This window comes from Filifactor alocis ATCC 35896, from assembly GCF_000163895.2.
GTDB lineage: Bacteria > Bacillota > Clostridia > Peptostreptococcales > Filifactoraceae > Filifactor > Filifactor alocis.
The window spans coordinates 1,841,152-1,854,160 of record NC_016630.1; the positions used below are offsets into that span (position 1 = coordinate 1,841,152).

Here is a 13,009-nt window from a genome sequence, read left to right on the forward strand (position 1 = left end):
TGTGTGTTACATTCTTACCATTGTGGACCTGTCCATTCAAATTCCGGCCATTCAACAACGATTGGTTCTGTCCAGAATCTTCCTGTAACTCCTGTTTCCTTATCAACGTGCAACAAGTAATCATTTCCCGGTGCTTTTACTTCAAATTTTACACTGTATTTTCCTAATCCTTCTTCAAATTTGATGTTTGCACCATAGTGAGGACCGTCAGAAGCGTTCATAGGCATGAAAGCAACTTCTTGTACTTTATCTGATCCTTGTTTTTGAATGTATGCTTTTACACTTAACCATGGAACAAAATCTCCTGCACCGTAACCTAATGTTGTTCCTTCTTTTGTTGCAGAAATGTCCGCTTCAATGTGGCAATCCGCTTCTTCTTTAGAAAGAGAGTTTCCGGCAGGCTCCATGTCAACAGGTTGGAAATAAACCCCTGCGATTGCAAGCGGTCCTACTTCTTGATCGTCTCCGATTGGGAATTCCGCAAATCCCGCATCTTCTCCCGGTGCAGCTACATCAGTATTATCCGCTGCAGGTTCTTCTGTTTGTGTAGCAGGTTCGTCTGTCGGTTCTGTAGGTTTTTGCTCTCCGCAAGCTGTTAACCCCAATACCATACTTCCCACCAATAATGATACCAATAAACCCTTCTTGAATTTCATTATGTGCCTCCTTAATATTTTTGTATTATTTTTTTTGAGCTTGTTGTTCCAGCTCTGCCTTTATCTTTCTATCGCGCTTCAATTGAATCGCAACAGTTATTACCGTTATTACAATCAAAATCAATTGAGGTAATAACGTTTCTAAACGGTCATAAATACCGAGTAGATCCAAAGTAAATCCGTTCATACCTTTGATGACGGTTCGTCCAATCACACCGGCTTCCTGCAATTCGTAAACTCCTTTTCCGGTAAATGAAATGCACATAATGAACATCAAAGCACTTGTAAATGTAAAGAACGGTTTCAATTTTAAGCGAATACTCAATTTTGTAATCGCAAAGTATATCACTGCAAGTACCACAACCGATACTGCAAGCCCTCCCCACATAAAGGAAGGATTATTTGCGATATTGGAACGCATTCCCTGAAAGAAAATAATCAGTTCGGCACCTTCTCTTGCTACTGCAATAAAAGAAGAAAAAGCAAGTGCCCACATGTTTCCTTTGGTCAAAGAAGTATCCACCTTATCTTGAATATATTGATTCCAAACTTCAACCTCGCTCTTGGAAAGCATCCAGTTGGAAACATAAAATAGAACTGCCACTGCTACAAACATTGCAATTCCTTCAAAAATTTCCTGTTGTATACCGCTTTGCGCATCACCCAGCTTTGTGGCAATCACATTGAAAATAACTGCCAGAATAATACTGAATACAACTCCGAAAACTGCGCCTCCATAAACGCTCTTTAAGTACTTTTGGTTATTTGTCTTCACCAAATATGCCGCAATTGCAGCAACCACCAATATTGCTTCCAAACCTTCGCGCATGGTCAACACAAAAACAGAAACAAAAGTACCCCATCCGGAAGCTTCCCCTCCGTCAGATTCTCCTCTCATACTGTCCAATGTTTTTGCATCTTCATGCAACATCTCAATCAGTTTCTCTACATCCTTCTGAAACTCTGCAGGTTCAACTCCCATTCTCGCAGCTTTTTTTGAAAGATAAAACTGATTTTCTACATCCGTTCCGCGTTTCCCGGAAATAGTTCCCATAACAATTTTTTCAAACCCTAATTTCTCATAGTATTTGAAGTATGCAATGTCAATTTGATTATAAGCATCCTCCGAAGCGGTTTCTCCACCTTTTTGGTAAATTTCAATCGCTTCATTTAACACTTCTTCCATTGCATTGGAAACATCCGTCCAATCTTTATATTTTTCCTCTGCAAAAATGCTTGTTGCAAAGCAGGAAAGTATCAAAAAAACTGATATTACAGCAAAAAATCTCTTACGCGTTTTCATGCACTCCCTTCCACTGATAACAAAATATGCTATTTGATACACATCTGATTCGATTGTGTTTGTCTAACCTTGTTTTTTGTCAAACATATCTTTGAACAGAATTTATTATAGCAAACCCTATGTAAATAGTCAATAACTTTTATCATTTAATATCTCGTTTGAATTGATATTATTTTATCTTAAAAACAAGTTTTCATAGGACATTGTATCACTGACGATAAACAGACTCGCTAAATGTTATCCATCCTGCTTTGTCTGTTTTTTTTGCTTAATACAAAAAAACACAGAGATTTATTTCTCTGTGTTTTTTCCATAGTTCTTATAATAAGATTTTTTGTACTGCCATCATTCTTTTCCTTATGTTCGGAAACCGATACAGATGGTTATCAATCATTTTCACGCAACAATACTGCCATTTCCTGACGATTCATCTTTGCTATCGCAAATGATGCAGATAACGGTCCTATCAAACTTCCAATCAAAACTGTAAAAACAAAAATCAAGAACATCATTACATAATTCGGTGCCAAAAACGGTAGATTCAAACTTTTGCTGATTGCACTGCTGAACAGCAAAGCTACCGCAAGCGCAAATCCTGTACCGACAACAGAGCCTCTGATGTTAATCATCAACACTTCCGTCAATACCATATGATTCAATTTCTTCTTTGTCGCACCTAAAATACGATACATTGCAAATTCCCGCTTTCGTTCCCGAATGGATATGGAATATACAAGAAGCAATAAAATCAACGCCAACAGCCAAATCAACACAATCAATGTGTAGATGTATGTCAACAAACTGTTTGCAGCGGTTGACACTTCATTCATCATCTGTTTGGATAACAGCGGATAGACGCCTTCTCCCTGAAATTCTTTTCGAATTGCATCGCTGACTTCTTGAGCACTTGCATCTGGTTTCACCTTAATCATGATGGACGAAATCATATCCTCATGCTTTGAAATCGGAAGTTCCAAAATTTTTTCATACTCTTTGGCAAGACGCACCGTTTCATCAAAATTCATAAATACGGAGGTATCAAATCCCATTCCTGTTTTTGCCAAACGACCTTTAATTTTGAACTCCTGATTAAAAAATTTAACGTTGGAATGAATATCTCCGACAACATCATGTCCGACTACTACTTCCTGCTGTTTTAACGGTAGTTTGACCTGTTGCTCCAACCATGGTTTTACCAAGAAATCCGTATCGGAATCAAATCCGATGACTTGAATCGGATAAGAACAGCATCCTGCGGACAATGTCGCTAAATACTGTTGAGGTGTCGCCTTTTCAATTCCTTCTATTTTTTGCAATCGTTCAAATATGCTTCTTTCAAAGAAAAAAGAATTCGGTTCCCCGCGCAAAATCGCTCCTGAAATTTTAGAATCATATCCTTCCGGCACCACGATAATATCCGCGCCCATTCGATCTGACAGGGAATGCAAACCGTTTTTCACGCTATAAATCAGAAAAGTAGACAAAAACAATACAAAACATAAAAAACCGGTCAGTGCCATCAAAGAATAATTTCTTACCGGCTTATTTTCAATATTTTTTTTCGCAATTTCTCTATTATTTAACTGTTTACTCATCGCTATCCCTCGTCAAAATTCCGTCCTGCATACGGTAACAGACATCACCGTATTGCAACAGCTCTGTTTCATGAGTTACAATCAAAAGCGCAACTCCTTTTTCATTGATCCGGTGCAAGACTTCCATAATCTCTTTTGTTGTCACAGTGTCCAAATCCGAAGTAGGTTCATCCGCCATCAAAATTTTCGGTTCATTCATCAATGCTCTTGCCAACAAAACCCTCTTTAATTCTCCGCCGGATAACTTGTTGCAAAAATCATCTTTCAAATGCAAAATTCCCATCATATCAAGCAACATCGTTGCACGCTCCACCGCATCTCCGTCCCTCTTCTCAAAAAAATACGGCAAACGAACATTGTCCAACACCGAAAGGTTCGGCACCGTTCCAAGCGACTGCGGGACATAGCCGATCAATGAATTGCGATAATGACTGCGTTTTTCATCATCCGTCTGAAACAGAGAATTTCTTTCTATCAACACTTCTCCATTTGTCGGTTCCAAAATGCCGGAAAGCAAACTGAGCAAAGTAGACTTTCCGCTACCGCTTCTTCCTACAATGTAAGCGTACTCACCTTGTTCGATTGAAAAACTTACATCTTGCACAGCAAAAAACTTCCTACTTCCTCGTTCAAACTCTTTGCTGAGATTTTTTGTTTCCAATAAAGCCATTTTATTCACTCAACTCTTCCTTATTCTTCCATATGAAAAACGCATTGACAACAATGAAAATTCCGGACACCAACAATATCATCGGTTTCGTGTGTGTATTGCAAGTCATCATCGGTTTCATACATCCGCCAATCAAAACGGTTGTAATCAATATTGCAAGAATTCCCAGCAACACATTTGATATCGCCAAACCTACCTTTGCACTTTTTTTCTTCACAAAAAGCATCATAACGCCAATCCCTGTTTCAACTCCACCAATCCCTATAACAGCCTGTCCCATCCAATGGCATTTCATAAATTTACCATCCGGCATCGGTCCGCAAGTCGGTGCTATCATTGTCGGTGTCAACATCAAAACAACTCCCAAAACCAAAATAATCACTTCAAATATTATATTTTTTTTCATATCACTTCACCTTATTACACCTTTCACATCATATTTTATTTTACATACTACATTCAAAAATAAGTTGTGACTCAATTTGCCATATTTTGTTTTTTTAATTTTTTATCTCAATTACTTTATGTTCACTCAATGTGGTTTTTATAAACTAATTGCATTTAATTCTTTTTATCATTTAGTTAGACAATATTGATTTAATCACAAAATATCATTTCTGTCAATGTAAATCAGACAATGTGGCAACTGAATTTGCAGGTTTATCAAAGATGTGTGAGGCACATGTAATTTATGGGTTTCGAAATCTTGTTATCTCTTGCGAAAATACAAATTATTCGCTATAATCTTAGAGGAAAAAGAGAACTCTTATCGATACAATCGAAGATGTTTTTCTTGGATGTTTTATTAAAAATTCGATTCAAAAGAAATTGTCGGAGCCTTTCTTCCATCGTAGCAGCTACTGTTATAGGAAGAAACTTGAAATGACAATTTTTCACTCAATGATTTTATATGAAGGAGGATTTCTATGAAAAAGAAATTATCGGTATTACTCGCAACTTTGCTTATGGTCGGAGGTTTGACAGCTTGCAACAACACAACTTCAAACGAGGTGCAAACACCGCCTGCAGCGGAACAGGCAACCATTAAAATTGCAGCATTAAAAGGCCCTACTTCTATGGGGATGGCAAAAATGATTCATGACCAAAAAGATTTGGAAACAAAAGCTTACGATATTGAAGTTTTGAATGCAGTCGATGAAGTGATTCCGAAAGTAGCAACAGGAGAGGTTGATATTGCAGCTGTTCCATCCAATGTATCTTCTGCTTTGTATAACAAAACAGAGGGAAAAATCGTGACTCTTGCAATTAACACACTCGGTGTATTGTATGTAGTGGAAAACGGAGATACAGTTCAAAGCGTTGCCGACTTGAAAGGCAAAACAATCTACTCCAGCGGAAAAGGTGCTACTCCGGAATACGCACTGAACTACATCCTAAAAGGAAACGGAATTGATCCGGAAAAAGATGTAACAATAGAATACAAATCCGAACACGCAGAATGTCTTGCAGCGTTAACGAATGACAAAAACGGAATCGCAGTGCTTCCTCAACCTTTTGTAACGGTTGCACAAACAAAGAATGATGCTCTTCGTGTAGCGTTGGATTTGACAAAAGAATGGAATGCCGTAACCGAATTGCGTTCCGACATCAAAAACGGAACTTTGATTACCGGTGTCATCGTAGCACAAAAAGAATTTGTAGAACAAAATCCTGAGTTGGTCAAAACATTCTTAGAAGATTACAAAAACTCAATTGAATTTACCAACAGCAATGTGGATGAAGCTGCCGCTTTTATCGGAGAGGCGGATATTGTACCGGAACCGGTTGCAAAAAAAGCAATTCCTGAGTGCAATATCACTTATATTGATGGTGCGGAAATGAAAGAACTGTTGAGCGGATACTTGAATGTTCTTTTTGAAGCAAATCCTAAATCAATCGGAGGAACATTACCGGGTGAAGAATTCTACTATGCGCAATAACAAAAAACAAACTTATTTGGTCGCTCTTATCTTTTGGCTGATTGTTTGGGAACTCACAAGTAGAATCATTGGACAGGAGATACTTCTGGTATCTCCTGTTTCTGCTTTTCAAAGACTTTTTGTTCTCAGTTTGGAACTTGATTTTTGGAAAACAGTTCTGTTGTCTTCCGCAAAAATCAGCTTTGGATTTTTCTTAGGAATTGTTTTGGGAATGATACTTGCGATTGTGTCATCCTTAAATCGGACTGTTCGCATCCTACTTGAACCAATCATTACGACTGTACAGGCAACCCCTGTCGTCTCTTTTATCATTTTGTGCTTGATTTGGTTATCTTCCAAGAATCTTTCCATCTTCATTTCTTTTTTGATGGTCATTCCGATTATCTATCGCAATGTGTTGAGCGGAATTGACAACATCCCAAAAGGTCTCTTGGAAATGGCTACTGTATTTCGGGTTGATAAAAAAAGATTGGTTCGTATCATCTATGTTTCTGAAGTGTTTCCGTATTTTCGTTCTGCATGCAATATTTCTTGTGCGCTTGCGTGGAAATCCGGAATTGCAGCGGAAGTAATCGGAATCCCGAAATATTCTATCGGCGAACAGCTCTACACTTCCAAGGTCTATTTGCTGACAGCGGATTTGTTTGCTTGGACCATCGTGATTCTGCTACTCAGCGTTATCTTCAAGTATCTTGTGTTAGCAATTTTTGACAGATTGGTTATTTATTTGGAAGGAGGAAACAATGGACATCACGATTCATAACTTATCAAAATCTTACGGGACTTCCTCTGTTTTACAAAATATCAATTTCTGTTTCAAAGAAGGAGAAATTACTTTTTTGCAAGGCGCTTCCGGAATCGGAAAAACAACGCTGATTCGTATTCTGATGCAATTGGAATCTTCTGATACGGGAACTGTCACCGGACTTGAAGATAAAACAATAAGCGCCGTATTTCAAGATAATCTCTTGTGTGAATCGGTGAATGTCAAACAGAATTTACTGTTAATCAATCCGAATCTTTCTTATGACACGATGACAGAATCTATGGATAAAATGCATCTTCACGATTGTCTGAATAAAAAAGTTTCTTCCCTAAGCGGAGGTATGAAACGAAGGGTTGCGATTCTAAGAGCCTTGTTGTATGAATTCGATGTGTTGATTATGGATGAACCGTTCAAGGAACTGGATTTTGCAACAAAAAAACAGGTGATGGACTTTGTGATAGAGTGCACCGGAGACAAGACCGTAATCATTGTCACACACGATACAAGTGAGTATGCGTATTTTGTTTCACAGATTCCTTGTAGAGTGAATCTCTTAAGTCTATCCAAATAAGTCATATCAAAACAAACCTTATCAAAATAAACTGTATCAAGATAAAGCAAAACAATCTTGGATAAAATACTAAAACGAAACAGTATGATTGCATGATTTCCTGAAATAATGTAATCTTTCAGATACTTGAAAAATCAATGAACCAACCCTTGTGAAACGGCAAGTCAATGTTGGAAACAATTAGAGTATCGTTTGTAAAGATTGGATTGATTCAATCGTTTCATTAAGTTTCGGTATCAAAGAAAACCAAACGAATATCAAAACGATATTGAGAGAAAGTACACCAAAAGAAACAATATAGAATACAAAAAAAAACCGGAAACAATATTCCGACTTTTTTTGTATTCTGACTATTCTTCTATCAAATCAACATAGAATCCTCGTTCTTTCAAACTCTCTTCTATTCTGTCCAAATCCTCTTCCGTTTCTGCGGTTACGGTATGAAAGTGCAATCCGTCGGTCAAGGAAGTCAGCAGAACGGATTTTGTTTCATCAAGTTGTTTCATAAATTCTTTTACATCTCGACGATTTTTCAAAAACATTTCTACGGTAATCTGTCCATAAAGATCATGCTCTACGGTTGTATTGAGCACATGACCGCCCTCATCCACAATCAGATTCAATTCGTCAAGCGTCTCTTCTCGTGTATGCTTCACACAAAATGTACGATGCGGTCTGCTCTCCTGTTGTCCGAAGATATAGCCTCTGTTGGTAGAAATAATAGGGTGATTTTCTGCACGCAAGATTGCAATATCCTGAACAATGACTTGTCTGGAAATATCAAATATCTTTGCCAAATCCGTTCCGTTCAACGGTTTGTCCGTTTCTATCAATCTTCTTAGAATATCTTCTCTTCTCTCTTTTCCTTGCAAAACAATCACTCCTTTTATTTCTAAAATTCATTTAGTTTTTTGCCATGGTTTCTACCAATGTTTGTGCAGCTTCTCCAACCGGATTCAAACAAATTTCCCTCATTCCGTCTTCTGTATAATCCAGTCTAATCTCTAATCTATCTTTTGGCAAGATGGATTCGATTTTGTCCGACCATTCGATAATCACAACCGCATTTTTGGAAAGGTAATCGTCAAATCCGATAAAATACAGTTCTTCGGTGTCATCAATGCGATAGACATCGAAGTGATAGAGAGGGAGTCTCCCCTCATATTCTTCTACCAAAATGAAGGTCGGACTGGTAATATCATCCATAATGCCCAACCCTTTTGCAATTCCTTTCGTGATACAGGTTTTTCCTGCACCGAGGTCGCCGTTCAAACAAATCAACAGCTTTTGTGTGATGGCACTTCCAATCTTCTCTCCGAACAATTTTGTTTCGTCTTCATTTTTCAGTAATATCCTATTCTTCATTCCAAACTGTCCTTTCGTCACTTTGCACAACAACTGTTATACCTGTGTTCGGTTTGTTGATTTATGGAATAACTTATAAGTTTCGCCTACAATAAACGGAATCAACGCAAACGGTATGATTCTGCTCCATTCCTCCGCTCCGAGGAATACGGTGTGGAACAAGGTTCTCATAAACGGAATATAGACTACAATCAGTGTCATGAAAAGAGAAAATACTGTTCCAAGTGTCAATGCCCTGTTTGAGAACATTCCGATAGACATTACGGTATGACTCTCACTTCTTGCCGAGTACGATCTCAACAGTTCTGCCAAAATCAAGGTAACAAATGCAATGGTTCTTGCTCCTTCCAAAGAATGTTCCGTGAAGTGATGCAAACCGTATTGATAAGCGCCTATCGTTGCTATCGTGATGGCAATACTTTGTACTGTAATCCGAATGGAAGTTTTCTTGTCCAAAATCGGTTCCTGCGGATCTCGAGGAGGTTGATTCATAATATCTTCGTCACCTTTTTCGACTCCAAGCGCCAATGCAGGGAAACTGTCCGTCACCAAGTTGAGCCACAACAGTTGAATCGGTAACAACGGAACAGGAAGTTTCATCAAAATACTTACCAAGACAATCAAAATTTCTCCAATGTTGCAGGATAATAAGAAGGAAACAAACTTTTTGATATTGGAATAGATGATTCGTCCTTCTTGTACCGCATCGACAATTGATGCAAAATTGTCATCGGTCAAAATCACTTCTGCGGTATTTTTTGCAACATCTGTTCCCGTAATTCCCATCGCAATTCCGATATCCGCTTTTTTGATAGCAAGCGCATCGTTCACACCGTCTCCGGTCATAGCAACAATGTTTCCGTTTTCTTTCAATGCTGTCACAATTTTCACTTTATGTTCAGGAGATACTCTGGCATAGACACGTTTATCTTTTACAATTTCTCTCATCTGTTCTGCGTTGTACTGCTCCAATTCCGTTCCCATCATTGCTTGAGAAATATCCTCTACCATTCCAAGCTGTTGTCCTATTGCAAAGGCTGTTTCTTTATAGTCCCCTGTAATCATCACCGGTATAATTCCGGCATGTTTACAAAGTTTGATGGCTTCTTTCGCTTCTGCACGAGCCGGATCAATCATGCCGACCAATCCGACAAAAATCATTTCTTTCTCAATCTCATCTACGGTAATCTCTTCCGGCATCTTTTCGAACGAATGATATGCCAACGCAAGCACTCTAAGAGCATTTTTAGAAAATTTTTGATTCACTTTCGAAATCTTCTCTCTCAGTTCTTCATTCAATTCAACAATTTCATTGTTTTTTCCCCAGTAGGAACAGCGAGACAACACCACATCCGGTGCTCCTTTTGTAAAGGAAACAACAGGATTTTTTCCGATATTTTCATGGAATGTTGTCATCATCTTTCTATCTGAATCGAACGGAAGTTCATTTTTTCGAGGGTGTGCTTCTTCATAGTCTTTAGAATACATATCCCATTTGTTTGCCAAGGTAATGAGCGCTCCTTCTGTCGGATCACCCATTACTCCTAATTTTCCATTTTCTAATCGTTTCAATTTTGCGTCATTGGCAAGCAGTGTTATTTCAAGCAATCTCTCTAAGGTCGGTACTGTTTCAACATCAACCTCTTCTTTTTCATGACAAATTCTTCCGTCCGCCTCGTACCCTTCTCCTTCTACATCAAGGATATGTTCATCTACAAACACTTTGACTACTGTCATTTCGTTTTGTGTCAAGGTTCCTGTTTTGTCGGAACAGATGACAGTCGTTGTTCCAAGTGTTTCTACTGCCGGTAATTTCTTCACGATGGCGTGTTTGGATGCCATCTTACCCATTCCCAAGGAAAGCACAACCGTAACGATAGCAGGAAGCCCTTCGGGAATTGCTGCAACTGCCAAACTCACAGAGGTCATAAACATATCCAACATAGGAAGATTCTGTAAGATTCCTATCACAAACACCACAACGCAGACTGCCAATACGATAATTCCAAGTTGTTTTCCCAAACGAGCAAGTTTTTTTTGCAAAGGAGTGGACTCTTCTTCATAGCCTTGAATGACCTCTGCAATTTTTCCGATTTCTGTATCATGTCCTGTTGAAACAACGACACCTTTTCCTCTTCCGTAGGTCAAAATGGTGGAGGCGTACGCCATATTCTTTCTATCCGCCAACGAAACATCTTCTTCACAAATATCTTCTGCACGCTTTTCACTTGCAACGGATTCTCCTGTCAAAGAAGCTTCTTCAATTTGAAGGTTATAACTTTCCACCAATCTCAAATCCGCAGGAACAATGTCTCCCGTCTCCAAAACAACTACATCCCCGGGTACCAACTGTTCTGCCGGAACAGAAATCGGCACTCCGTTTCGAATTACATTTGCATTCGGTGCTGCTAATTTCTGTAATGCCTCTATCGCTTTTTCCGCTTTTCCTTCTTGATACAACCCCAACATCGCATTGATGATAACGATGGCAACAATAATCATCGCATCGGTTTTTTCTCCGATACTGAATGATACCACACTGGCTACCAACAATATCAGAATCAAAAAATCTTTGAATTGATCTGCCACTTTCGAAAGGAATGTCTTTTTATTTGCCTCTTTTAACTGATTCCATCCATATTTTTTTTGATTTTCACTTACCTGCTCCGTATTCAATCCCGCATCGAGACTGATTCGAAACTCTTGTAACACATCCTGAACGGAACGCCTGTCCCATCTTATTTTTTCCATCATCATGCCCCCTTTCTTGCTTATATACCCTTAAAATCAGAAAAGGACCTCTATCTAAACGAGAATTGTTTAAACAAAGGTCTCTTTCTTAGAGCAATATCGTAAGCAAATGATTTCTTTATTGTGCAAACTGTTTTTACCCTAAGAAAGCAATTTATTTTACTTTTGAAATCGTTCTGAATTCATCAATAATAGACAGTACAATCTCCTTACATTTTTCCATGGATTCCAACGGAACAAGCTCTAATTTTCCGTGATAATTATGTCCTCCGGTAAAGATATTCGGTGTCGGAAGTCCCATATAAGAGAGCCTTGAACCGTCTGTCCCTCCGCGAATCGGTTGAATTTTAGGTTCTACCTCATTTTTTAAGAATGCTTTTTTTGCAATCTCAATCAACTCCATATGATCTTTGATAATTTCTCCCATGTTATAGTATTGATCTTTGACTTCCAAATCAATCGTTACATTTTTTTCTTTTGCGAAGTTCTCTACTGTTGTTTGAACAAACTGTTTTCTCTCCTCAAAATGTTGTCTGTCAAAATCACGAATGATATATCTCAACGTTGTGCCTTCCACACTTCCTTGAATGTCATTTAAGTGATAAAATCCTTCATATCCTTCTGTATGTTGCGGAGTTTCTTGAACAGGAAAACGCAATGCCAACTCGTTTGCAAGCAAAATAGAGTTTACCATCACATCTTTTGCAGTACCGGGATGCACATTTTTGCCATGAACGGTAATCTTTGCAGATGCGGCATTGAAACTTTCGTATTCCAACTCTCCGATTTCTCCTCCGTCTATCGTATAAGCAACATCGGCACCGAATTTTTGAACATCAAAAAAATCTGCTCCTCGTCCAATCTCTTCATCCGGTGTAAAGGCTACACAAATTGTCCCGTGAGGAATCTCCGGATGGGTTACCAAGTGGTGCAACGCCTCCATAATCACAGTGACACCTGCTTTATCATCTGCTCCGAGCAATGTCGTGCCATCCGTTGTGATAACGGTTTGTCCGATATAATTTTGTAAAACCGGATTTTCTTTCTTGGAAATCACAACTCCCGACGGCAATAGGATATCTTCTCCGTCATAGTTTTTGTGTAACATCGGCTTGACATCTTTCCCGCTCATATCCGGACTGGTATCCCATGTGTGCAATCAATCCCAAAGAAACGGAATCTTCTTTTTGGTTAGACGGTAACTTTGCCATCACATAACAATGTTCGTCCAATGACACATCTTGCAACCCCATTTCAATCAGCTCTTGCTCTAACTTTCTCGCCAAATCAAATTGTTTTTTCGTGCTCGGTACTCCCTCTGCACTTTCATCTGACTGTGTATCAATTTTTACATAACTTAAAAATCGTTCTAACAACATTGCAACACCCCGT

General features: G+C 38.7%; 13 protein-coding genes. 3 read left to right on the forward strand and 10 right to left on the reverse strand.

All coding sequences use genetic code 11. From position 1 onward, the window contains the following. Window positions 1-14 precede the first annotated feature (14 nt). From HMPREF0389_RS08240 to HMPREF0389_RS08260, 5 genes are all read right to left on the reverse strand, one after another. Window positions 15-656, reverse strand: a complete 642-nt coding sequence (locus HMPREF0389_RS08240) for an iron transporter (RefSeq protein WP_014263167.1) — start codon at window positions 654-656, stop codon at window positions 15-17. A gap of 25 nt (window positions 657-681) precedes the next feature. Continuing rightward, entirely contained in the window at window positions 682-1,959 is a 1,278-nt protein-coding gene (locus HMPREF0389_RS08245; RefSeq protein WP_014263168.1) for an FTR1 family iron permease, read from the reverse strand. Window positions 1,960-2,345: 386 nt separating this feature from the next. Then, window positions 2,346-3,554, reverse strand: a complete 1,209-nt coding sequence (locus HMPREF0389_RS08250) for an ABC transporter permease (RefSeq protein WP_014263169.1) — start codon at window positions 3,552-3,554, stop codon at window positions 2,346-2,348. Next, window positions 3,547-4,224 (reverse strand): ABC transporter ATP-binding protein, encoded by a 678-nt coding sequence (locus HMPREF0389_RS08255; protein WP_014263170.1) that lies wholly within the window; start codon window positions 4,222-4,224, stop codon window positions 3,547-3,549. The genes HMPREF0389_RS08250 and HMPREF0389_RS08255 overlap by 8 nt, the downstream gene beginning before the upstream one ends. Window position 4,225: 1 nt before the next feature. Next, complete coding sequence (locus HMPREF0389_RS08260) at window positions 4,226-4,630, reverse strand: DUF4418 family protein (protein WP_014263171.1); 405 nt, start codon at window positions 4,628-4,630, stop codon at window positions 4,226-4,228. A gap of 520 nt (window positions 4,631-5,150) precedes the next feature. Between HMPREF0389_RS08260 and HMPREF0389_RS08270 the strand changes: the two genes are divergently transcribed. The 3 genes from HMPREF0389_RS08270 to HMPREF0389_RS08280 are packed head-to-tail and all read left to right on the forward strand — an operon-like array spanning window position 5,151 to window position 7,501. After that, a complete protein-coding gene (locus HMPREF0389_RS08270) occupies window positions 5,151-6,164 on the forward strand; it encodes an ABC transporter substrate-binding protein (RefSeq protein ID WP_014263172.1) in 1,014 nt (337 codons plus the stop codon). Continuing rightward, window positions 6,154-6,927, forward strand: a complete 774-nt coding sequence (locus HMPREF0389_RS08275; RefSeq protein ID WP_014263173.1) for an ABC transporter permease — start codon at window positions 6,154-6,156, stop codon at window positions 6,925-6,927. Before HMPREF0389_RS08270 ends, HMPREF0389_RS08275 begins: the two co-directional genes overlap by 11 nt. Next, complete coding sequence (locus tag HMPREF0389_RS08280; protein WP_014263174.1) at window positions 6,908-7,501, forward strand: ATP-binding cassette domain-containing protein; 594 nt, start codon at window positions 6,908-6,910, stop codon at window positions 7,499-7,501. Before HMPREF0389_RS08275 ends, HMPREF0389_RS08280 begins: the two co-directional genes overlap by 20 nt. 350 nt (window positions 7,502-7,851) lie before the next feature. On the opposite strand, the gene HMPREF0389_RS08285 is transcribed toward HMPREF0389_RS08280, so the two are convergent. The 5 genes from HMPREF0389_RS08285 to HMPREF0389_RS09415 all read right to left on the reverse strand — a co-directional run bounded on the left by HMPREF0389_RS08285 (window position 7,852) and on the right by HMPREF0389_RS09415 (window position 12,996). Then, a complete protein-coding gene (locus HMPREF0389_RS08285) occupies window positions 7,852-8,382 on the reverse strand; it encodes a transcription repressor NadR (RefSeq protein WP_014263175.1) in 531 nt (176 codons plus the stop codon). A gap of 22 nt (window positions 8,383-8,404) precedes the next feature. Next, on the reverse strand, window positions 8,405-8,866 hold the full coding sequence (tsaE, locus tag HMPREF0389_RS08290) for a tRNA (adenosine(37)-N6)-threonylcarbamoyltransferase complex ATPase subunit type 1 TsaE (protein WP_041250867.1): 462 nt from the start codon (window positions 8,864-8,866) through the stop codon (window positions 8,405-8,407). Between the two features lie 36 nt (window positions 8,867-8,902). Further along, the gene (locus tag HMPREF0389_RS08295; protein WP_014263177.1) at window positions 8,903-11,617 is read right to left on the reverse strand and encodes a cation-translocating P-type ATPase; all 2,715 of its coding nucleotides are present in this window, start codon (window positions 11,615-11,617) and stop codon (window positions 8,903-8,905) included. 154 nt (window positions 11,618-11,771) lie between these two features. Then, the gene (pepT, locus tag HMPREF0389_RS08300) at window positions 11,772-12,749 is read right to left on the reverse strand and encodes a peptidase T (protein ID WP_330360496.1); all 978 of its coding nucleotides are present in this window, start codon (window positions 12,747-12,749) and stop codon (window positions 11,772-11,774) included. Continuing rightward, window positions 12,706-12,996 (reverse strand): hypothetical protein, encoded by a 291-nt coding sequence (locus HMPREF0389_RS09415; RefSeq protein WP_330360497.1) that lies wholly within the window; start codon window positions 12,994-12,996, stop codon window positions 12,706-12,708. The genes pepT and HMPREF0389_RS09415 overlap by 44 nt, the downstream gene beginning before the upstream one ends. Window positions 12,997-13,009 lie beyond the last annotated feature (13 nt).

Bases quoted from the DNA above. Each gene is read 5' to 3' on its own strand.
- HMPREF0389_RS08240 (WP_014263167.1), bottom strand. From the start codon at position 656: ATGAAATTCAAGAAGGGTTTATTGGTATCATTATTGGTGGGAAGTATG.
- HMPREF0389_RS08245 (WP_014263168.1), bottom strand. From the start codon at position 1,959: ATGAAAACGCGTAAGAGATTTTTTGCTGTAATATCAGTTTTTTTGATA.
- HMPREF0389_RS08250 (WP_014263169.1), bottom strand. From the start codon at position 3,554: ATGAGTAAACAGTTAAATAATAGAGAAATTGCGAAAAAAAATATTGAA.
- HMPREF0389_RS08255 (WP_014263170.1), bottom strand. From the start codon at position 4,224: ATGGCTTTATTGGAAACAAAAAATCTCAGCAAAGAGTTTGAACGAGGA.
- HMPREF0389_RS08260 (WP_014263171.1), bottom strand. From the start codon at position 4,630: ATGAAAAAAAATATAATATTTGAAGTGATTATTTTGGTTTTGGGAGTT.
- HMPREF0389_RS08270 (WP_014263172.1), top strand. From the start codon at position 5,151: ATGAAAAAGAAATTATCGGTATTACTCGCAACTTTGCTTATGGTCGGA.
- HMPREF0389_RS08275 (WP_014263173.1), top strand. From the start codon at position 6,154: ATGCGCAATAACAAAAAACAAACTTATTTGGTCGCTCTTATCTTTTGG.
- HMPREF0389_RS08280 (WP_014263174.1), top strand. From the start codon at position 6,908: ATGGACATCACGATTCATAACTTATCAAAATCTTACGGGACTTCCTCT.
- tsaE (WP_041250867.1), bottom strand. From the start codon at position 8,866: ATGAAGAATAGGATATTACTGAAAAATGAAGACGAAACAAAATTGTTC.
- HMPREF0389_RS08295 (WP_014263177.1), bottom strand. From the start codon at position 11,617: ATGGAAAAAATAAGATGGGACAGGCGTTCCGTTCAGGATGTGTTACAA.
- pepT (WP_330360496.1), bottom strand. From the start codon at position 12,749: ATGAGCGGGAAAGATGTCAAGCCGATGTTACACAAAAACTATGACGGA.
- HMPREF0389_RS09415 (WP_330360497.1), bottom strand. From the start codon at position 12,996: ATGTTGTTAGAACGATTTTTAAGTTATGTAAAAATTGATACACAGTCA.